This is a genomic window from Streptomyces aureocirculatus (genome assembly GCF_000720475.1).
In the GTDB taxonomy this organism is placed as follows: Bacteria; Actinomycetota; Actinomycetes; order Streptomycetales; family Streptomycetaceae; genus Streptomyces; species Streptomyces aureocirculatus.
This window is the reverse complement of sequence record NZ_JOAP01000041.1, coordinates 164499-183504: the sequence shown is the minus strand read 5'-3', so window position 1 is coordinate 183504 and position 19006 is coordinate 164499. Positions and strand designations below refer to the sequence as shown.

21 protein-coding genes are annotated in these 19006 nt (G+C 73.0%); 14 read left to right on the top strand and 7 right to left on the bottom strand.

All coding sequences use genetic code 11. The features are described from left to right. Window positions 1-281: 281 nt before the first annotated feature. Window positions 282-1352, bottom strand: a complete 1071-nt coding sequence (locus IG78_RS0131215) for a DUF3027 domain-containing protein (RefSeq protein WP_030569366.1) — start codon at window positions 1350-1352, stop codon at window positions 282-284. A gap of 342 nt (window positions 1353-1694) precedes the next feature. Between IG78_RS0131215 and IG78_RS0131210 the strand changes: the two genes are divergently transcribed. The 4 genes from IG78_RS0131210 (at window position 1695) to IG78_RS0131195 (ending at window position 5608) form a co-directional block, all read left to right on the top strand. After that, a complete protein-coding gene (locus tag IG78_RS0131210; protein WP_051853074.1) occupies window positions 1695-3191 on the top strand; it encodes an MFS transporter in 1497 nt (498 codons plus the stop codon). Between the two features lie 266 nt (window positions 3192-3457). Then, complete coding sequence (locus IG78_RS0131205; protein WP_030569360.1) at window positions 3458-3958, top strand: hypothetical protein; 501 nt, start codon at window positions 3458-3460, stop codon at window positions 3956-3958. Further along, entirely contained in the window at window positions 3922-4728 is an 807-nt protein-coding gene (locus tag IG78_RS0131200) for a futalosine hydrolase (protein ID WP_404827821.1), read from the top strand. The genes IG78_RS0131205 and IG78_RS0131200 overlap by 37 nt, the downstream gene beginning before the upstream one ends. After that, window positions 4721-5608, top strand: coding sequence for a 1,4-dihydroxy-6-naphtoate synthase (locus IG78_RS0131195; protein WP_030569354.1), 888 nt, complete (start codon window positions 4721-4723; stop codon window positions 5606-5608). The genes IG78_RS0131200 and IG78_RS0131195 overlap by 8 nt, the downstream gene beginning before the upstream one ends. Before the next feature lie 210 nt (window positions 5609-5818). Here the strand turns inward: IG78_RS0131195 and IG78_RS52260 are convergent, their stop codons facing one another. Then, window positions 5819-6202 (bottom strand): cold-shock protein, encoded by a 384-nt coding sequence (locus tag IG78_RS52260; RefSeq protein ID WP_016642928.1) that lies wholly within the window; start codon window positions 6200-6202, stop codon window positions 5819-5821. Between the two features lie 218 nt (window positions 6203-6420). Between IG78_RS52260 and IG78_RS0131185 the strand changes: the two genes are divergently transcribed. Continuing rightward, complete coding sequence (locus tag IG78_RS0131185; RefSeq protein ID WP_030569351.1) at window positions 6421-6684, top strand: hypothetical protein; 264 nt, start codon at window positions 6421-6423, stop codon at window positions 6682-6684. Here IG78_RS0131185 and IG78_RS0131180 read toward each other — a convergent pair. Next, entirely contained in the window at window positions 6648-7319 is a 672-nt protein-coding gene (locus IG78_RS0131180; RefSeq protein WP_030569349.1) for an HAD family hydrolase, read from the bottom strand. The genes IG78_RS0131185 and IG78_RS0131180 overlap by 37 nt on opposite strands. A gap of 66 nt (window positions 7320-7385) precedes the next feature. On the opposite strand from IG78_RS0131180, the gene IG78_RS0131175 reads away from it, so the two are divergent. From IG78_RS0131175 to IG78_RS0131160, 4 genes are all read left to right on the top strand, one after another. Next, a complete protein-coding gene (locus IG78_RS0131175; RefSeq protein WP_030569346.1) occupies window positions 7386-8384 on the top strand; it encodes a FecCD family ABC transporter permease in 999 nt (332 codons plus the stop codon). Between the two features lie 107 nt (window positions 8385-8491). Continuing rightward, window positions 8492-9538: a FecCD family ABC transporter permease gene (locus tag IG78_RS0131170; RefSeq protein ID WP_030569343.1), complete on the top strand. Its 1047-nt coding sequence runs from the start codon at window positions 8492-8494 to the stop codon at window positions 9536-9538. Beyond that, window positions 9535-10455: an ABC transporter ATP-binding protein gene (locus tag IG78_RS0131165; protein ID WP_051853073.1), complete on the top strand. Its 921-nt coding sequence runs from the start codon at window positions 9535-9537 to the stop codon at window positions 10453-10455. Before IG78_RS0131170 ends, IG78_RS0131165 begins: the two co-directional genes overlap by 4 nt. Continuing rightward, window positions 10452-11435, top strand: a complete 984-nt coding sequence (locus IG78_RS0131160; protein ID WP_030569338.1) for an ABC transporter substrate-binding protein — start codon at window positions 10452-10454, stop codon at window positions 11433-11435. The genes IG78_RS0131165 and IG78_RS0131160 overlap by 4 nt, the downstream gene beginning before the upstream one ends. Window positions 11436-11530: 95 nt before the next feature. Here IG78_RS0131160 and IG78_RS0131155 read toward each other — a convergent pair whose 3' ends face one another. The 3 genes from IG78_RS0131155 to IG78_RS0131145 all read right to left on the bottom strand — a co-directional run bounded on the left by IG78_RS0131155 (window position 11531) and on the right by IG78_RS0131145 (window position 13607). Beyond that, window positions 11531-12865, bottom strand: coding sequence for a hypothetical protein (locus IG78_RS0131155; protein ID WP_030569334.1), 1335 nt, complete (start codon window positions 12863-12865; stop codon window positions 11531-11533). 260 nt (window positions 12866-13125) lie between these two features. Then, window positions 13126-13383, bottom strand: coding sequence for a hypothetical protein (locus IG78_RS0131150; protein WP_030569332.1), 258 nt, complete (start codon window positions 13381-13383; stop codon window positions 13126-13128). After that, a complete protein-coding gene (locus IG78_RS0131145; protein WP_030569329.1) occupies window positions 13380-13607 on the bottom strand; it encodes a hypothetical protein in 228 nt (75 codons plus the stop codon). Before IG78_RS0131145 ends, IG78_RS0131150 begins: the two co-directional genes overlap by 4 nt. A gap of 184 nt (window positions 13608-13791) precedes the next feature. Here IG78_RS0131145 and IG78_RS0131140 point away from each other — a divergent pair, with 184 nt between their 5' ends. Genes IG78_RS0131140 through IG78_RS0131120 form a run of 5 tightly spaced genes read left to right on the top strand, consistent with a single transcriptional unit; the run spans window position 13792 to window position 18122 of the window. Next, complete coding sequence (locus tag IG78_RS0131140; RefSeq protein ID WP_030569327.1) at window positions 13792-14634, top strand: helix-turn-helix domain-containing protein; 843 nt, start codon at window positions 13792-13794, stop codon at window positions 14632-14634. Beyond that, window positions 14616-14897, top strand: a complete 282-nt coding sequence (locus tag IG78_RS0131135; RefSeq protein ID WP_030569324.1) for a DUF397 domain-containing protein — start codon at window positions 14616-14618, stop codon at window positions 14895-14897. Before IG78_RS0131140 ends, IG78_RS0131135 begins: the two co-directional genes overlap by 19 nt. Before the next feature lie 22 nt (window positions 14898-14919). Then, window positions 14920-15201, top strand: a complete 282-nt coding sequence (locus tag IG78_RS0131130) for a DUF397 domain-containing protein (protein WP_030569321.1) — start codon at window positions 14920-14922, stop codon at window positions 15199-15201. Window positions 15202-15223: 22 nt separating this feature from the next. Continuing rightward, window positions 15224-15583, top strand: coding sequence for a DUF397 domain-containing protein (locus IG78_RS0131125; RefSeq protein WP_030569318.1), 360 nt, complete (start codon window positions 15224-15226; stop codon window positions 15581-15583). A 49-nt stretch (window positions 15584-15632) separates the two neighbouring features. Then, the gene (locus tag IG78_RS0131120; RefSeq protein ID WP_030569315.1) at window positions 15633-18122 is read left to right on the top strand and encodes a helicase-associated domain-containing protein; all 2490 of its coding nucleotides are present in this window, start codon (window positions 15633-15635) and stop codon (window positions 18120-18122) included. Here IG78_RS0131120 and IG78_RS52480 read toward each other — a convergent pair. Then, a complete protein-coding gene (locus IG78_RS52480) occupies window positions 18085-18981 on the bottom strand; it encodes a VanZ family protein (RefSeq protein ID WP_078965880.1) in 897 nt (298 codons plus the stop codon). The two genes, IG78_RS0131120 and IG78_RS52480, sit on opposite strands and share 38 nt — an antisense overlap. Window positions 18982-19006: the final 25 nt, after the last annotated feature.

Below are 19006 nucleotides of genomic sequence, written 5' to 3'. Positions count from 1 at the left end.
GGGTGGGGCAGGTCGCTGCGCGGTAGCGCAGCGGAAAGCACCCACCGGGCCGCACGGGAGGTCCCCGACATCCAAGGCGGGCGGTCACGGGTGGGCGGGTGGGAAACCCGACGCGCGGTAGCGCGGCGAAAACCCACCACCGAGCCGCACACGAAGGCCCCGACGCGCGGTAGCTCGGTGGCCGGTCGCGGCGGGGAGTGCGTACGCAGGGCCCAGCGCCCGGCGAGGGCGCGCGGGCCCGGCCGTGCGGGGCCAGGGGGGAGTCCCAGGAACCGTAGAGGCTAGGAGTGGCCGAGGTCCTCGCCGACCCCCGCAAGCGACACCGAGACCGACCCCGAGTCGGGATCGGGCCGCAACGGCAGCACATCGACCCTGGTCTCGTCCAGGACGGGCGGCGCCGGCCGAGGCGGCTTCGGCATGACGGCGGCCTCCGAGTGCCCCCCACAGCCGTAGGCGAGGGACACCACATGCCCGTCGGCAGGACCGAACTCATTGCCGCAGACCCCGAACGCCTGCCCGAGCGACCCCCCGATGGGCACCAGGAACCCGCAGCTCACACAGGCGGCGGGCGCGGCCTGCGCCATCGCGGTCTTGGCGCCGTACGCCTCGTCCCACCGATCGGCGGCGGTGTGCAGCCCGTACCGCGAGAGCACCCGGGCGCGCCGCATGCCCAGCTCGTCGGCGATGGACGCGAGGGACCCGCGGGCGGGCGTGATGGTCAGCTCGGCGGGCGGGACCGGCGTGACGTCGGCGTCCTCCGCCTCGGCCCGCTCGGCCAGCTCGCCGGAGAGGACGGAGGGGACGGAGGGGACGGAGGAACGGGAAGGACCGGAAGGGCCCGAAAGGTCGGAGTCGTCGGGGGTGCCGAGAACACCACGGCCACCAGGGACGCCGGGGACACCGGCGGGCCCCGCGGCGACCGAGTTCGGCGGCGGCTCGTCCTCCCCGGAGTAACCGGGCTCCAGACGCAGATCCTCGGCGTCCGTGGGCAACAGGTCGCCGGGCCCCATGTCACCGGGCCGGAGCCGCTCGCTCCACGGCACCCACTCGGGGGCGAGCAGCGCGTCGGGCCCGGGCAGGAGCACCGTCTCGTCGAGGGTGACGAACTTCGCGCGGGACGCGCGGGCCACCGTCACGGCCCACCGCCACCCGCGGTAGCCCGGCTCCTTGCACTCGAAGAGATGCGTGACCACGCGGTCGCCCTCGACGACGACCTCGACGTGCTCGCCGACCACGCCCGGCGCGGCGGCCTCCTCGGCGGCCGTGCGGGCGAGGCCCACCGCCTCGGCGCAGAGACGGTCGGGGGTACGCGGGGTGCGCGGGGTACGGCTTCGCGTTGTCGCTGCGCTCACAGGTATCGCTTCTCTCCTACGCCGTCTCACGAGTGCGCCACCCTTACGCGGGGGCACGAACGGAGCGGACCAGGGGGCCGCGTCGACGTCCGCGCCCGACGTCGCCGGGCGCACCTTCGCCATCCATTCTGCGGGATGACCGTGAGGCGCGCGGCCGAGGACAACCGCCGTAGCGCGTTACGCACGCTACCTTCTTCTGGCCCCTGGGCCCACACCGGCGTACCGGATGACTACGGGGGCTGCGCCCCCGCTCCCCCCGCTTTCGGGCCTTCGGACCTCGTCCTCAAACGCCGGACGGGCTGATTGCCGCTAGTCCCGGCCCGTTCGGGGCACTATGACTGCGTGACTGGCGTCAAGTGGTCGTCGACCCGCCCCACCGGGCGGCCGGGTGCGGGCACCCGGGGTGCCCGGGCGCTCGGGCGTGCCCTGCGGTGGCCCTTCACACGTACGGCCAGGGGCATCCGTAAGGCCACGCATGCGAACGGCGCGGGCGAGTCGGGGCTCGGCAAGCTGATCGAGTTGCACGCGGTGAACGGCGCGGGTGACGTCATGATCACCATCGCGCTCGCGTCGACGGTGTTCTTCTCCGTGCCGACGGACGAGGCCCGCGGCCGCGTCGCGCTGTACCTGGCGATCACGATGGCCCCGTTCACGCTCCTCGCCCCCGTCATCGGCCCACTCCTGGACCGCCTGCCGCACGGCCGCCGCGCCGCGATGGCGGGTGCGATGCTGGCGCGCGCCCTGCTCGCCCTGATGCTGTCGGGCGCCGTCGTGACGGGCGGTCTGGAGCTGTATCCGGCCGCGCTCGGCGTGCTCGTCGCCTCGAAGGCGTACGGGGTCGTGCGCAGCGCCGTCGTGCCCAGGCTGCTGCCCATGGGCTTCTCGCTGGTGAAGGCCAACTCCCGGGTGACCCTCAGCGGGCTGCTCGCCACGGGGGTGGCCGCGCCCGTCGGGGCGGGGCTCCAGGCGCTCGGGGCGCGTTGGCCTTTGTACGGGGCTTTCGTGCTGTTCATCGCGGGGACGGTGCTGTCCTTCACGCTGCCCCACAAGGTGGACTCGGCCAAGGGCGAGAGCAAGGCGCTGCTCGCCGCCGACGAGGAGCACCTGCGCCTGAAGCGCGCCCGGGAGCGGCACCGGGAGCGGCAGCAGGGCCGGGACCGCAACCAGGGCCGGGACCAGAACCAGGACCGGGACCAGAACCAGGACCGGGACGACGACACCTCGCGTCGGGGGCGGCTCGGGCTGCGTACCGTCGGCCCGTCCGTGACGCACGGGCTCGTCGTGAACGCGGCGCAGCGCGGGCTCTCCGGGTTCCTCATCTTCTTCCTCGCGTTCCTGCTGCGCGAGCATCCAATGGGCGGGCAGAGCGCGGCGGTGTCCCTGGGGATAGTGGGGGTGGCGGCGGGCGCGGGCAACGCGCTCGGTACGGCCGTCGGGGCGTGGCTGAAGACGCGGGCCCCTGAGCTGATCATCGTGACCGTGGTGGCGGTGGTGCTCGGGGTGGCGGTGTGCGCGGTGGTGTTCTACGGGCCCGTCGGCATCGCGTCGCTCGCGGCCGTCGCGGGTTTCGCGCAGGCGCTTTCGAAGCTGTCCCTGGACGCTGTGATCCAGCGGGACGTGCCGGAGGCCGTCCGTACGTCGGCGTTCGCCAGGTCCGAGACGCTGTTGCAGATGGCGTGGGTGGTGGGCGGTGGTATCGGCATCGCGCTGCCCCTCAACGGCACGCTCGGTCTGACCGTCGCGGCGGCGATTGTCGCGGCGGGGTGGCTTCCCACCGCGAAGGGCCTCCTCGCAGCCTCCCGCCGCGCCGGTGGCCTCGGCCGCCCCCGAGTCGTCTGACCCCGCCCGGACCCCGGGGCGGGCGGCGCCCCGTCAGGGGCGCGGGGCTGTATCGATGTGCGGCTCCGCCGCGTGGGCGCGCTCAGCGCGCGAAAAGCCGCAGACGCGTCTGCCGGGCGAGCACGCAGACGCGTCTGCGGCTTGTAGCGCGCTGGTCGCGCAGTTCCCCGCGCCCCTTACGGGGCCGCCCCCGCGGCCCTGAAGGGGCGCGGCACGCCGCACCCCCGCCTGGAGGGCGTCGGGCCTTGGCCCGATAACCTTCGGGCATGACCTCCCTGGTACTCCGCTCGGCGCGTCGCCGCCGCACCGTCGCCGCCCTCGGCGCCGTCTCCGCCGGACTTCTCGTCCTGTCGGCCTGTGACAAGCCGACGCCCCTTGCCACCGTGACGGTCGGCAGCAAGTCCGTGCACTCCGAGGCCGCCTGCTACAACGACGGCAAGGAGCTGAAGCCGTCCGAGGTGCAGAAGTGCCTGAAGGACAAGACGGACGTCAAGTCCATCACGATCGACCCGGACGAGAAGGTCCGCTTCGGCGTGGACCCGGAGGTCGCCGACAAGGGCTGGACACTCCTGATGAACGGCCAGCCGCTGACGGAGGCCAGCAAGAAGACGTACGTCGTCATCCCGGGCAGCGTGTTCTTCAACCAGCAGTACGGGGGCGGCGGCAAGTCGACCACGGTGAGCCTCCTTGAGGGCGGCAAGGCCGAGGGTGGCGCCAAGGCGACCGGGCTGTGGTCGTTCAAGTTCAAGAAGGACTCGGACGCCTGACCGGGACCCCACCCCGGACCCGGCCCCCGGGCCCGCGTGTCCTGATCGCCACCGCGGTCCCCGCCGAACGGGACGCGGTGGCGTCCGGCCTGCACGGCCCCGGCGCCCGCCCCGGCGCCGCTGACGATCCCGGTGCCGGTCCCGGCGCCCGCCCGGGCCACCCCGAAGGCCCCGCGGGCCCCGTCGTCGAGCTGCTCGTCGCCGGTGTCGGACCGGCCGCCGCGGCCGCCGCCACGGCCCGCGCCCTCGCCCTGGCCGACGCGGCGGGCACCCCGTACGACCTGGTGGTCTCCGCCGGGATCGGCGGCGGCTTCCAGTGGGACGCGCCCGTCGGCTCCCTCGTCGTCGCCGACGCCGTCACCGCGGCCGACCTGGGCGCCGAGACGCCCGACGGCTTCCTGCCCGTCACTGACCTCGGCTTCGGCCGGGTCACCCATGAACCCCCGCCCTCCCTCGTCGCCGCGGTCGCCGCCGCCACGGGCGCCGCGGTCGGCACCGTCCTCACCGTCTCCACCGTGACCGGCACCGCCGAGCGCGCCGCCGCGCTGCGTGCCCGGCACGCGCGGGCCCTCGCGGAGGCGATGGAGGGCTTCGGCGTCGCCGAGGCCGCCGCCCTGTACGGGCTGCCCGTCCTCGAACTCCGTGCGGTCTCCAACCCGGTGGGCCCGCGCGACCGCGCCGCCTGGCGCATCGGCGACGCGCTGGCCGCGCTCACCGGGGCGTTCGGGAAGTTCACGCCCGTACTGGAGAGTTGGAACAGGCATGACTGAATACCCGGACCGGCCCCTGAAGATCGCCTACTCGCCCTGCCCGAACGACACCTTCGTCTTCGACGCGTGGGCGCACGGCCGGGTGCCCGGCGCCCCCGAGCTCGACGTGACCTTCGCCGACATCGACATCACCAACGGCATCGCGGAGGCCGCCGCGCGCGGCCTGGCCCCCGCCGCCGACGCCGACTTCGACGTGCTGAAGGTGTCGTACGCCGTCCTCCCCTACGTCCTCGACGAGTACGCCCTGCTGCCCTGCGGCGGGGCGCTCGGGCGTGGGTGCGGGCCGCTGGTCCTCACCCGGGAGGCCGGGGTCGACCTCACCGGTGGGACGGTCGCCGTGCCCAGCGAGAAGTCGACCGCCTATCTGCTGTTCCGGCTGTGGGCCGCCGATGTGCTGCCCGGCGGCGTCGGCGAGGTCGTCGTGCTGCCGTTCGACCAGATCATGCCCGCCGTGCGGGACGGGAAGGTCGACGGCGGACTCGTCATCCACGAGGCGCGGTTCACCTATCAGAATTACGGGCTGCACAAGCTGGCCGATATGGGTGAGCACTGGGAGGCGACGACCGGGCTGCCCATTCCGCTCGGGGCGATCGTTGCGCGGCGGGGGCTCGGGGAGGGGGTGCTGCGGGGGCTCGCGGGGGCCGCGCGGGCTTCCGTGCGGATGGCCTGGGACGATCCCGAGGCCTCTCGTCCCTATGTCCTCGACCATGCCCAGGAGATGGATCCCGCTGTCGCCGATCAGCACATCGGGTTGTATGTGAACGAGTTCACGGCGGACCTCGGCGAAGACGGCTACGCAGCGGTCCGCGGCCTCCTCACCCGCGCGGCCGCGGAAGGTTTGGTCCCTGCCCTGCGCCCGGGCGCCCTGACGTTCCCCTGAGGCCGGGCCCCTGCCGGGGGCTCCCCGATCCCGCCCCTTCCCGAACTGGGGCTCCGCCCCAGACCCCGCTCCTCAAACGCCGGAGGGGCTGAAATCTTCTCGCCGGAGGGGCTGGGATCTGCGGCGGAGATTCAGCCCGTCCGGCGTTTGAGGACGAGCGCGCAGCGCGATCTGCGGCGCGGCACGCTGCGGCCACCCGAACGTGGGCGTTCAGACGTCGAGCTGGTCCGCCACCGCGCGCAGCAAACCGGCGATCTTCGCGCCGGAGGCCTTGTCGGGGTAACGCCCCTTTTCCAGCATGGGCGTAATGTTTTCGAGCAGGGTCGTCAAATCCTGGACGATGGACGCCAGTTCGTCCGGCTTACGGCGCTGGGCCGCGGCGACCGACGGGGTCGGGTCGAGAAGGGTCACGGAAAGGGCCTGGTCCCCACGCTGGCCCGCCACCACGCCGAATTCGACGCGCTGGCCGGGCTTGAGTGTGTCGACGCCGGCGGGCAGTACGGAGGAATGCACGAAGACGTCGCCGCCGTCGTCGCGGGAGAGAAAGCCAAAGCCCTTCTCGCTGTTGAACCACTTGACCTTGCCGGTAGGCACGTGAAGTCCTCGTCCTCGTACTCGTCGTCGTACACGTGGGTGTACCCGTGGGTGCCGCGACGCCACCCGGCGGACTCCGGCCCGCCGGGCATGCGTAATCGGCTCTGGATAGCACTACAGCGGGTCGCCCGACCCGCCGGCTCCAAGACTATGGGTCCCTGCGCCGGTGACAAGACGTCCCCGGTTTCTTCCTTCGCGCTGGGAACTACCCTGGTCCGGTGCGTGACAAAACCCAAGCGAATTCCACCGGGCCGGGCGACGGACTCGTCCGGATTGGCGCGATCGTTTTCTTCGTCGGCGCCGTGGCCACTCTGGTCACGGTGGCCCCGCTGTTCCTCGGCGCAGACCCATTCCCGCCCGTCGCTTATGCCGTGTGCATGCTGATGGGCATCGGTTTCCTCATCGCGGGCGGAGGTGTGCTGCGCTCCATCGCCCACCAGCGCCGTCAGGCCAGGTCAGCGGCGGGTCCCTCGGCGCCGTAGGCGGCCTCGGCGGTGTGGGCGGCCAGCCAGGCGGGGAAGGCGTTCAGATCGTCGAGTACGACGTCGGCGCCCGCTGCGCGCAGTTCGGCTGCGTCGCACGGCCCGGTCGGCACCGCTACGGACAGCGCGCCCGCCGTACGCGCGCCGCGTACGTCCCCGGTGTGGTCGCCGACGTACACCGTGGCCCCGTACTCGCGCAGGGCCTGCGCCTTCTGCTCGGCCCACAGGTTGCCGACGAGGTCCACGTCGAAGTCCAGGTGCTTCATGTGGAGCTTGGCGTTCGGCTCGTACTTCGCCGTGACGACCAGCGGGCGCCCGCCCGCCGCCCGTACCGCCGCGACAGCCTCGCGGGCGCCGGGCATCGCGGGCGACGCCTCGATCGCGTACGCGGGGTAGAGCTCGCGGTAGAGCGTGGCCATGGGCGCCACGTGATCGGCTGGAAACCAGTGCTTCAGCTCCTCCTCCAGGGGCGGCCCGAGCCGGGTGATCGCCAGGTCCGCGTCTATGTATGTACCGGTGCGCGCGGAAAGCTCCAGGTAGCAGGCGCGGATGCCGGGGCGGGAGTCGATCAGGGTCATGTCGAGGTCGAAGCCGACGGTGAGTGCGCCGGGTGCCCGGTCGGTCCGTGAGGTCATGCCCCCATTCTGCCGAGCACCCGGATACCGGGGCGCGGGCGCCCCTGCCGCCCTAGAATCAGCCCGATGCGTGTGTCCGTCGGACGCGCTGTCGCGATGGCGGCGGCGGTGGTGGCCCTGCTGCTCGCGGTCCTGTTCAGCCTCGCTGTCGGCGCCCGCGCGATCGCGCCGTACGAGGTCTTCGACGCCCTCATCGGCGGCGGGCACGGTGCCGACGCCGAAGTGGTCCGGGAGATGCGGCTGCCCCGTACCCTCGTCGGGGTGATGGTGGGCGCCGCGCTCGCCGTCGCCGGTACGGCCCTCCAGGGCATCACCCGCAACCCCATCGCCGACCCCGGCATCCTCGGCATCAGCCAGGGCGCCTCCGTCGGCGTCGTCCTCGCCATCGCCTACGCGGGCGTGCACACGCTGACCGGCTACGTCGGGTACGCCTTCGCCGGTGCGGGTGTCGCCTCCGTCGCGGTGTACGCCGTCGCCAACAGCGGGCGCGGCGGTGCCACCCCCGTCAAGCTCGCCCTCGGCGGCGCCGCCGTCAACGCCCTGCTCGTCTCCGTCACCACCGCCGTCCTCACCACCAAGGGCTCCGCGCTCGACGAGTTCCGCTTCTGGCAGGTCGGCTCGCTGTCCGGCCGCGACGCCGACATCGCCGCAAGGACCTGGCCGTTCCTCCTGGTGGGTCTCCTCCTCGTCCTCTCCGTCGCCCGCGGCCTCGACGCGCTCGCCCTCGGCGACGACATGGCGAAGGGGCTCGGCCAGCAGGTCCCCGCGGTACGGATCGTGGGCGGACTCGGCGCCACCGTCCTCACCGCCGTGGGTGTCGCCGCCGCCGGACCCATCGCCTTCATCGGCCTCGCGGTCCCCCACATCGCCCGCGCCCTCATCGGCACCGCCCACCGCTGGACCCTCCCCCTGGCCGCCCTCCTCGGCCCCACCATGCTCCTCGTCTCCGACACGACCGGCCGCATCCTCTTCCCCCCGAGCGAGGTCCCGGCGGGGGTCATGACCGCCTTGATCGGGGTCCCGTTCCTGGTGATCCTGGTGCGCAGCGGGGCGGTGGTGGCATGAGGCCCGATCCCCCCTCCGGGCACGCCCTTTCCCGCCCCCGTTTTGGGCAGGCGTTCCGCAGGGCGGAACGGGTGGGCAAAACCCACGGTTCCGGCCAGCCGTCACGTATGCGCCCACCCGGCTACGCGGTACTCCGGTTCCGGAAGGCCACCTTCCTGCTGCACCGCCGCTCCGGCGCAGTCACGGCCGCCCTGGCCGCCCTCCTGGCCGCCGCCTGCCTGGCATACCTCTGCGTGGGCGAGACCTACGTACCCCCCGAGGAAGCCCTGAAGGCCCTCTTCGGCCACCCCACCCCCCACGACCTGGTGGTAGGCACCCTCCGCACCCCGAGGATGACGGTCGGCCTCCTGGTCGGCACAGCCTTCGGCGTCGCGGGCGCCCTCATCCAGACGGTCGCCCGCAACCCCCTGGCCAGCCCGGACATCATCGGCATCAGCCAGGGCGCGAGCGCCCTGACGGTGGGCGCGATGACGTACGGCCTCACCTCGTACATGGTGCTCCCGTACCTGTCCGTGGCAGGCGGCATCCTCGCCGCCGCCCTGGTGTACGTGTTCGCCTGGCGAGGCGGCCTGCACGCCACCCGCTTCGTCCTCATCGGCATCGGCTTCGCGATCGCGCTGCGCTCGGTGACCACGCTGTTCATGACGAAGGGCGACTACCTGGTCGCCCAGCAGGCGCAGATCTGGATGACGGGCTCCCTGAACGGCCGAAGCTGGGCGGAAGTGGAACCCCTCGCTCTCGCCCTCCTCGTCCTGCTCCCCTTCGTGGCCTGGGCGGCACGGGCCCAGCGCGCGGTCACCCTGGACGACGACACGGCGACCGCGCTCGGCACCCGTCTGGGCGGCGTCCGCCTCGGCCTCGTCCTGCTCGGCGTCGTCCTCGCCTCGCTGGCGACCGGCGCCGCGGGCCCCGTCGACTTCGTGGCGCTGCTCGCCCCGCAGATCGCCCGCCGCCTCACCCGCACCGCGCAGATCCCGCTGCTGTCCTCGGCCCTGCTCGGCGCCCTCGTCGTCGTCATCGCCGACCTCCTCGCCCGCAGGCTGTTCGCGCCGACCGAACTACCGGTGGGCGTCCTGACGGCGGCCGTCGGAGCCCCGTACCTGATCTGGCTGATCGCCCGCAGCCGAACCGTCCGCAATGGAGGCACCGCGTGACCGCCCCCGCCCGAGCCGCCGCCCACGCCCGCCTCGCGGCCCACGAGCTGACCCTCGCGTACGAGGACCGCACGGTCGTGCACGGCCTCGACCTCGCGATCCCCGACGGCCGGGTCACCGTCGTCGTCGGCCCGAACGCCTGCGGCAAGTCCACGACCCTGCGGGCGCTCGGCCGCCTCCTCAAGCCCAGGGGCGGGGCGGTCCTGCTCGACGGCGAAGCCCTCGCGCGACTGCCCACGCGGCACGTCGCCCAGCGCGTCGGGCTGCTCCCGCAGTCCCCCCTCGCCCCCGAGGCCATCACCGTCGCCGACCTGGTGGCACGCGGCAGGCAGCCGCACCAGCGCTGGTGGCAGCAGTGGTCCGACGCCGACGAGACGGCGGTGACCGAGGCGATGGAGCGCACCGACGTGGCCACGCTCGCCGAGCGGCCCGTGGACGAGCTGTCGGGCGGGCAGCGGCAGCGCGTGTGGATCGCGATGGCGCTCGCACAGGAGACGGAGCTGCTGCTCCTCGACGAGCCGACGACGTATCTCGACATCGCCCACCAGGTCGAGGTCCTCGACCTGGTGCGGCAGCTCAACCACGACCGGGGGCGGACCGTCGTGGTCGTCCTGCACGACCTGAACCAGGCCGCCCGGTACGCCGATCACCTCGTCGCCATGAAGGACGGGCGGATCGTCGCCACCGGCACGCCCGCCGAGGTCGTCACCGAGGAACTCGTACGCGAGGTCTTCGGCCTCCCGTGCGTGGTGATCCCCGACCCGGTGACCGGGTCCCCGCTGGTGGTGCCCGGCACTCCGTGGCAGCCGCCCGGCCTCCCGGACGGCACGCCCGCCCCCGGCCCCCCTGCCAGCCCCGCAGATCCCGCAGATCCCGCAGACCGGAAGCCCGCTCCCGACGAAAGGCCTGCCTCATGACCGGATTCCCCCGCCGCCGCCCCCTCGTCCTGTCCGGCGCCCTGCTCCTGTCCTGCGTGCTCGCGCTGTCGGCCTGTGGTTCCTCCGACGACTCGGACGGCTCCGGTGCGGGCTCGGACGCGGGCAGGACTCGTACCGTCAAGACCGCCATGGGTGACGTCGAGGTCAAGGAGAAGCCCGAGCGGGTCGTCGTGCTCGACACCGCCGAGCTGGACTCAGCGATCACTCTCGGGGTGAAGCCGGTCGGCGCCACGCACATCGAGGCGTCCGACGGCTTCCTGAGCTATCTGCCGAAGGACGCGGTCGCAGGCGTCAAGGATGTCGGCGAGATGACGAACCCGAACATGGAGGCCATCGCCGCGCTGAATCCTGACCTGATCCTCACCTCCAAGATCCGGCACGCGGCGAAGTACGACCAACTGAAGAAGATCGCCCCGACGGTGATGACGGAGACCACCGGCTACCCCTGGAAGGACAACTTCCGGACGCATGCCGACGCGCTCGGCAGGAAGGCGGAGGCGAAGAAGGCCGTCGCCGACTACACCGCCCACGCGAAGAAGGTCACGGCGGCGCTCGGCGGTCCGGCCGAGGCCGGGGAGACCGAGGTGAACGTCCTGCGCTTCATCGAGGGCGCGGACATCCGCATCTACGGCGAGCGGACCTACATCGCCACGATCCTCAAGGACGTCGGCCTCGGCCGGGCGCCGATCTCCGCGAAGGCCAAGGACGGCTTCTCCTACGACGTGTCGCCCGAGAAGATCGACCTCGCCGACGCCGACGTCATCTTCCGGTCCACGTACGGCGATCCGAAGAAGGCCAAGCAGACGCAGACCGTGGGCAGCGGCCTGTGGAAGAACATGAGGGCCGTGAAGTCCGGCAACGTGCACGTCGTCGACGACGAGCTGTGGATCCAGGGCACCGGCTACACGGCAGCCGCGAAGATCCTGGACGAGCTGCGGGCGGACCTCACACGGAAATAGGCCCGCCGGAGCCCGGCTTCCGGAGCCCGCCCCTCCCCCCGGCTCCCCGCCTCCCGGGCTCCTCGGCTCCCCGGCTGCCGGACCCCCGGGAGCCGTTACTCCTCCGCCGGGCCCCGCCGCTGCGACCGCCACACCAGGAACAGCGCGGAGGCGACGGCGGCGCCGCGCACCACCCACGGCCAGGTCTCGGCCACGGCTTCGTTCATGTGGCCCTTGACGATGGTGTCGCCCCACTTGCCCTGCGAGCGCCCCCACAGCCAGCCCACACCGGCGGCGATGGAGAGCCCCGGCAGCACGAACACGCCGACCTTCTTCTCGGCGCCGCTGAGCTTGCGCGAGAACCAGGCGACGACCCAGCCCGCGGTCAGCGCGAACCAGTTGCCGATGACCGCGCCCGCGATGAGCGTGGCCGCGGCGAGCAGCACCATGGGGCTGTTGAGGGACACGGCCCGGACGGCGACCGCGGCCTTCGCGGCGCCGTCCCCCGCCTTCCCGGCGGCGCTCCTGGGCGCGGGTTCCGGCAGGGCGGGCCGCCCCGCGGGACGCTTGGCGGCGGAGGGCAGCGGCCTGAACCTGCGCCGCGGGCCCGCCGCCTCTACGGCGCCGCCCGCCCCGTCGGCTTCTTCGTCGTACGTGTCGTCCTCGTCGTCGTCCGCGTCGGCCTCGGTGGCCTTGGTGCCGCCCACGGTCCCGGCCGCGCCGGGCTTGTCCATCCGTACGGAGGGGCGCTGGAGCATCTCCGGGATCTCCACGCCGCCCGTGAAGCCGTGCACGGTGTCACGCTCCGGCGCGGGGCCGGAGCCTTCACCGCCCACCCGCCACCAGTCGGGCGGGAGTTCGAAGTGGTCGCCCAGTTCCTCGGTGCTCGCCAGGTGCGGCGGGGCGGGGCCCGGCTGCGGGCGCGGCGCGGGCGCCCGCGCGGCGCGGCGGGCGGCACGGCCACGGGGGGCGTCGCCCGGGGCTTCGGCGGCCTCGGCCGGGTCGACCGCGCGTGCCGGGTCGGCCCCGCGCGCCTGGCCGACCCCGCGTGCCTGGTCGCCCTCGCGTCGTGCCTGTTCGGCCTTGTCGACCGGTGCGGGGCGCAGGCGTGGGCGGGGCACGGCGCGGCGCAGGCGGCCAGGCTCCGGGACGACGCGGCGCAGCCGGGCCGAAGTCGACGTCGGCTCGTCGGGCGACGCGGGGATGGCCGCGGACACGTCGTCGGGGTTGTCGGCCGCCGCGTCCACGAGGTCGTCGGGCGAGCCGAGGCGGTCCAGGATGCGGCGGACCGCGGCCGGGCTGTCGGCCGCGCCGACGCGGCGGCGGTCGATCTCGCCGCGCAGCCCCGAAACCAGCCGCATCCGGGTGCCGGACGGCAGTTGACGCTGCTGGGCCACGTCGCCGACGCGGCTCAGGTAGTCGAAGACGAGCTGGTCGCTCTCGATCCCCACGAAGTTCCCTCCGGGGCTGCGGTGTTGTGGGCCCGGACCTCGACGTTACCGTGATCCGGCGCCCCGGGTCCCCCGCCTCCAGGGAGATCATCGGCCCCTCGCGTGCCCTCTTGTGTCACAGAACGTCGACACCGCCGGCCGCGTCGGCAAGGCGCGCAAGGATCAGGGCACGCAGTCCATCCCCTGCGACATGAGCGGTGGCTCCAGCGTCACCGGGTGTTCCGGTGGCGCCGTTTCCGTGCCCTCACCCCCGGTGCGCCTCAGTCTCCGACCACCAGGCCCCGCTGGCGCTGTCTGTGCAGTCTGCCGACCGCCACCAGTTGCCGGTGCTCCCACTCCGTGGCCCGGCGCAGCCGGTAGAACGCCACCCGCCACTCCATTCCCGTCGGACGGGACAGTTCCACGTACAGGCCGTCGACGCGCCGTACCACGGCGGGCATCTGATAGACCCGGTCGTAGACCACCATGCCGCCGCACAGCTCCTGCGGCGACGCGAAGTTCGCGCCTGGCGCCGTCATCCCTTCATCGCCTTCCGGCTGTACTCGTTCGCCACGGCGACGCGTGCGCTGAGCAGTTCGGTGGCGTCCACGAGTTCGACCCGTGCCGGGTCGGCGTCCCACTCCCTGCCGCCCGCGAGGGGCCTTAGTTGTACGTAGGGGCCCTCGTGGCCCATCACGCGACCGAGGGCACCGGTCGTGCCGTCCCTGACGGTGCTGCCGAGCGCGGGCTTGGCTTGGTACATCCGCTCCACCTCCCGGGTCCGGACCCTCTCCGCAGGAAGTCCTGTGCGGAGAGCGACGGTTGGGCTACCGTGCGTATTCCGGGTACTTCGAGCATGGCCCGGGATTCGGGGGTGAATACCGCCGACCGGCTGTAGTTCCGGGGCGTACGGGGGTAGTTCCGCATCTGCCGTGGAGGAGAACGTCATGCCGCCCAGGCGGGCAGTAACTGGCCGTAGTCAGGAACCGAGGCTCCGCTTCGCGGAGGAGTTGCGCGCGTTGCGCACGGGGCGGGGGGAGAGCCTGCGGCGGCTGGGGGAGGTTCTGGGCTGGGATCCGTCCCTCTTCGGGAAGATGGAGAAGGGGGAGACCCTGGGCGGGCCTGAGGTCGCGGAGGCCTTGGATCAGCATTACGGGACCGCGGGCTTCCTGCTTACGCTGTGGGAGCTGGCGCTCGGCGATCCCACGCAGTTCAAGGAGCGGTACCGGCGGTACATGGCCCTTGAAGCCGAGGCGGTGAGCCTGTGGCACTACGCGGTGAGCGTGCTTCCCGGCTTGTTGCAGACGGAAGCGTACGCGCGCACGCTGCTCGCCGCGGGTGGCCTCAAGGGCCACGAGCTGACCAAGCAGGTCGCCGCACGACTGGGGCGAAGCGAGTTGCTGGCCGGGGACGACCCTCCCAGCTTCCGGTCCATCCTGTCCGAGGCTGTGCTGCGCACACCGCTGGGAGATCGCACGGAGTGGCGGCAGCAGTTGGAGCACCTGTTGGCGGTGAGCGAGCGGCAGAACATCAAGATTCACGTCGTCGAGCACTCCGTCGGGCTCCACGCCCTGACTAACACGCACACTATGTTCCTGCGGACTCTGGACGCACGCACGGTGGCCTGGGTGGAGACCGGGTACTCAGGGGACTTGGTAGAGGAGACGGCCTCCGTCGAACGACTGCAACTCAGCTACGATTCCGTGCGCGATCTGGCCCTACCCCCGGCCGCCTCCCGGGAGTTCATCGCGGAGATGTTGGAGGAAGCACCGTGCGTTCCATCGACCTGAGCATTGCAACTTGGCGCAAGAGCAGCTACAGCAACCAGGACGGCGGTGAGTGCGTAGAGGTCTCCCACGACTTCTTGGCCACCGCCACCTGGCGCAGGAGCAGCCACAGCAACTCGAACGGCGGCCAGTGCCTGGAAGTCGCCGACAACAGCCCGGCGGGACTCGTCCCCATACGCGACAGCAAGAACCCCACAGGCCCGGCCCTGATCCTCTCCGCCCCCGCCTGGGGCGCCTTCCTCGGAGGCGTCAAGGCGGGCGGCTGACCCCCGGCACGGGAGGAAGTGCATGCGCACCATCGACCTGAGTACCGCAACCTGGCGCAAGAGTTCGTACAGCAATCCGGACGGCGGCCAGTGCGTCGAGGTCTCCCACGATTTCCTGACGGCCGCCGCTTGGCGCAGGAGCAGCCACAGCAACTCGAACGGCGGCGCATGCCTGGAAGTCGCCGACAACAGCCCGGCGGGACTCGTCCCCATACGCGACAGCAAGAACCCCACCGGCCCGGCACTGGTGCTCTCCGCCCCCGCCTGGTCGGCCTTCGTCGACGGCGTCAAGGCGGGCGGCTGACCCCCGGCACGGGAGGAAGTGCATGCACACCATCGACCTGAGCACCGCAACCTGGCGCAAGAGTTCGTACAGCAATCCGGACGGCGGCCAGTGCGTCGAGGTCTCCCACGACTTCCTGCGCGACGCCTTGTGGCGCAAGAGCAGCCACAGCAATCCGGACGGCGGCGCGTGCGTCGAGGTCTCCCACGACTTCCTGGCCACCGCCACCTGGCGCAGGAGCAGCCACAGCAACCAGGACGGTGGCGCATGCCTGGAAGTCGCCGTCGACAGCCCGGCGGGACTCGTCCCCATACGTGACAGCAAGAACCCCACAGGCCCGGCCCTGATCCTCTCCGCCCCCGCCTGGGACGCCTTCCTCGGGGGCGTCAAAGCGGGAGGTTGACCCCGCCGCGCACACCCGGCCCGGCGGGCGACCCGCTACCGTGGCCAGGATGAGCACCCCGGACGCCCCCCGTTCCCTGGCGGAAGCCCTCAGGGCGTGCGACGACGCGGCCATGGTCGCGTTGTTGCGGGCCCGGCCGGACCTCCTCACGCCGGTCCCGAACGACCTGTCGCAGCTCGCGACCCGCGCGGGCACGCGGGCGTCCGTCGTCCGCGCCCTGGAGCGGCTCGACCGGTTCACGCAGCAGGTCGCCGAGGCCCTCGCGGTGGCGTCGGAACCGGCCACGTACGGGGAGCTGCTCGGCCTCGTCGCCGGTGACGGCGAACCGGGCGAGGTCCGGGACGCCCTGGACCGGGCCCTCGCGACACTGCGCGGGCAGGCCCTGGTGTGGGGCGGCGAGGACCGGTTCCGCCTGGTGCGCACGGCACGGGAGCTGCTCGCGCCGACGCCGCAGCGGCCATCGCCGACAGGGCTCGGGCCGACCGTGGGCGAGGCGATGGCGGGGATGTCGCCGGGCCGCGTACAGAGCCTGGTCTCGGCGGCAGGCCTGGCGGCGACGCACGACGCGGTGTCGGCGGTGGAGGTGCTGACGGCACTGTTCACCGACCGCAAGCGGATGGCGGCGCTCCTGGACGAGGCGCCCCCGGCGTCCGTGGAGGTGCTCTCACGCCTCGTGTGGGGGCCGCCGTACGGCCAGGTCACCGCCGAACCGGCGGCGCACCTGCGCTGGCTCATCGACCGGGGACTGCTCCTTCCGACCGCGCCGGGGACGGTGGTGCTGCCGCGCGAGGTGGCCCTCCACCTGCGCGGGGGCCGCGCCCACCGGGTCCTTGAGGCGACCCCGCCGCCCGTGCTGGCCGCGCGCGAACACCGTCCACAGGTTGTGGACAGCACCGCCGCGGGCCAGGCGCACATGGCGCTCGCCACCGTCGAGGAACTCCTCAAGGACTGGGACGAGGGCGGTCCCGCGGTGCTGCGGGCGGGCGGCCTGAGCGTGCGCGACCTGAAGCGGACCGCGGTCGCCCTTGACGTACCGGAGCCGCAGGCGGCGTTCTGGGTGGAGCTCGCCTACGCGGCGGGACTGCTCGCGGCGGACGGCGAGACCGACGAGCGGTACGCCGCCACTCCCGCGTACGACACCTGGCAGGAACTGCCCGTCGCCGAGCGGTGGACGCGGCTCGCCACCGCCTGGCTGGTCGCGACCCGCACGCCGGGCCTCGTCGGCGGACGGGACAGCAAGGAACGCACCCTGTCCGCGCTCGGGCCCAACCTGGACCGCTCCGCCGCGCCCGAGGTGCGGGTACGCGTGCTCGAACTGCTCGCCGAACTGCCCGAGGGCGCCGCCCCCGACACGGAGTCCGTACTCGCCCGGCTCCGCTGGGAACGGCCCCCCGGCACGAGCGGCTCCGACCTGCGGGCCCGCCTCGCCCACTGGACCCTGGAGGAAGCCGAACTCCTCGGGGTCACGGGACGCGGCGCCCTGTCCGCCCACGGCCGGGCGCTGCTGGCAGGTGGCCTTGAGCAGCCCACACCCGTTCACCCCGGACCGGGGGGTGGGGCCGCCCCCTACCGGCCCCCCACCGCCGCCGAACTCGCCGCCGCGGGCAAGCAGGCGACCCGCCTGCTCACCCCCCTGCTCCCCGAACCCCTCGACCACGTGCTGCTGCAAGCAGACCTCACCGCCGTCGCACCAGGACCGCTGCGACGGCCCCTCGCCGACGCCCTCGCGGTGCTCGCCGACATCGAGTCCAAGGGCGGCGCCACCGTGTACCGGTTCACGCCCGGCTCCGTGCGCCGCGCGCTCGACGCCGGGCAGAGCGCGTCCGACCTGCACGCCTTCCTCACCGCGCACTCCCGCACACCCGTACCGCAGCCCCTCGCGTACCTGATCGACGACGTCGCGCGGAAACACGGCCACCTGCGCATCGGCGCCGCCTCCGCCTACGTACGCTGCGACGACGAGGGCGTCCTGAACGAGATCCTCGCCGACAAGCGCGGCGAGGGGCTGCGCCTCCGGCGGCTCGCGCCCACCGTGCTCGCCACCCCCGCCGACCCCGCGACCCTCATGGAAGGGCTGCGCTCCATGGGCTTCGCGCCCTCCGCGGAGAGCGCCGAGGGCGACGTCCTGATCACCCGCGCGCACAGCCACCGCACGCCGCCGCGCACGGCGCCCGAGCCGGTGCCCGACGGCCCGCCGCTGCCGGACGCCACCCTCATCGGCGCCGCCGTACGCGCCATCCGCGCCGGCGACCTCGCCTCCACGGCCCCCCGCAAGGCCGCGCCCACCGCCACCCCCGGCGAACTGCCCCGCACCGCCGCCGCCGAGACCCTCGCCACCATGCAGGCCGCCGTCCTCACCGGCGAGACCCTGTGGATCGGCTACGTCAACGCCGAGGGCGCCGCGAGCCAGCGCGTCATCGCGCCCGTACGCGTCGAGGGCGGCTTCGTCACCGCCTACGACCACACGGCCGACGAGGTCCGCACCTACCCGCTGCACCGGGTCACGGGTGTGGCGGAACTGGCGGACGATCCGAGCTGACCACGGGGCCCGGCAGGGCCTCGCCGCCGGACCCGGCCGGGCGGTCCGGCCTGCGCGTCCAGCGGTGCCACCAGTGATGGCGCCGCGGGTGCAGCGCACGGCCGAGGCGCCGCCCGGCGAGGAGATAACCGATCAGCGCACCGGCCGTGTTCAGGAGCACGTCGTCGACGTCGAAGGCCCGCCCGGTGACGAGAACGCCCTGCGCGCTCTCCACCATCAGCATCACCAGGGCCGTCACCACGGCGACCCGCGCAAAACCGCGCGCCTTCGGCATCAGCATCGGCAGCAGCACGCCGAAAGGCACGCCGAGCAGGATGTTGCCGCCGATCTGCTTGATCGTGTCCTTGAAGTCCGGCTGGTCCAGATACGCGCTGATGGAGTCGCCGGGGCGCAGGTTGGTGTGGGTGAGGTCGGTGGACCCGGGTGAGGGCACCAGGGTGGCCCTGGCCAGCAGGACGGCGAAGCCGACCATGCAGACGAAGCTGAGCAGCAGGACAAGGCCGCGGGCGAGCACCGCGGTGCGGGTCCCGCGCTGCAACCGCGGCACCGTCGCCGCCCGCTCGTCACCGGGCTGGGGGCCGCCCTCGTCACGGCGCTGAGGGCTCATCTCGTAACCGGGCTCAGGGCTCTTCCCGTAACCGGGCCCAGCGCTCTTCTCGTAGCGAGGCTCGGGGCCCTTCCCGTAACCGGGCCCAGGGCTCTCCTCGTAGCGAGGCTCGGGGCCCTTCCCGTAACCGGGCCCAGGGCTCTCCTCGTAACCGGGCTCGGAGCCCTTCTCGTAACGGGGCTCAAAGTCCTTCTCGTAACGGGGCTCAAAGCCCTTCTCGTCACCGTGCTCGTGCGTCGGCTCGGCAGTCATACCCCCCGGATACCCCCGAGCACGC

Bases quoted from the DNA above. Each gene is read 5' to 3' on its own strand.
- IG78_RS0131120 (WP_030569315.1), top strand. From the start codon at position 15,633: ATGAGCACCCCGGACGCCCCCCGTTCCCTGGCGGAAGCCCTCAGGGCG.
- IG78_RS0131170 (WP_030569343.1), top strand. From the start codon at position 8,492: ATGCGCCCACCCGGCTACGCGGTACTCCGGTTCCGGAAGGCCACCTTC.
- IG78_RS0131125 (WP_030569318.1), top strand. From the start codon at position 15,224: ATGCACACCATCGACCTGAGCACCGCAACCTGGCGCAAGAGTTCGTAC.
- IG78_RS52480 (WP_078965880.1), bottom strand. From the start codon at position 18,981: ATGACTGCCGAGCCGACGCACGAGCACGGTGACGAGAAGGGCTTTGAG.
- IG78_RS0131150 (WP_030569332.1), bottom strand. From the start codon at position 13,383: ATGACGGCGCCAGGCGCGAACTTCGCGTCGCCGCAGGAGCTGTGCGGC.
- IG78_RS0131130 (WP_030569321.1), top strand. From the start codon at position 14,920: ATGCGCACCATCGACCTGAGTACCGCAACCTGGCGCAAGAGTTCGTAC.
- IG78_RS0131175 (WP_030569346.1), top strand. From the start codon at position 7,386: ATGCGTGTGTCCGTCGGACGCGCTGTCGCGATGGCGGCGGCGGTGGTG.
- IG78_RS0131160 (WP_030569338.1), top strand. From the start codon at position 10,452: ATGACCGGATTCCCCCGCCGCCGCCCCCTCGTCCTGTCCGGCGCCCTG.
- IG78_RS0131205 (WP_030569360.1), top strand. From the start codon at position 3,458: ATGACCTCCCTGGTACTCCGCTCGGCGCGTCGCCGCCGCACCGTCGCC.
- IG78_RS0131140 (WP_030569327.1), top strand. From the start codon at position 13,792: ATGCCGCCCAGGCGGGCAGTAACTGGCCGTAGTCAGGAACCGAGGCTC.
- IG78_RS0131180 (WP_030569349.1), bottom strand. From the start codon at position 7,319: ATGACCTCACGGACCGACCGGGCACCCGGCGCACTCACCGTCGGCTTC.
- IG78_RS0131195 (WP_030569354.1), top strand. From the start codon at position 4,721: ATGACTGAATACCCGGACCGGCCCCTGAAGATCGCCTACTCGCCCTGC.
- IG78_RS0131145 (WP_030569329.1), bottom strand. From the start codon at position 13,607: ATGTACCAAGCCAAGCCCGCGCTCGGCAGCACCGTCAGGGACGGCACG.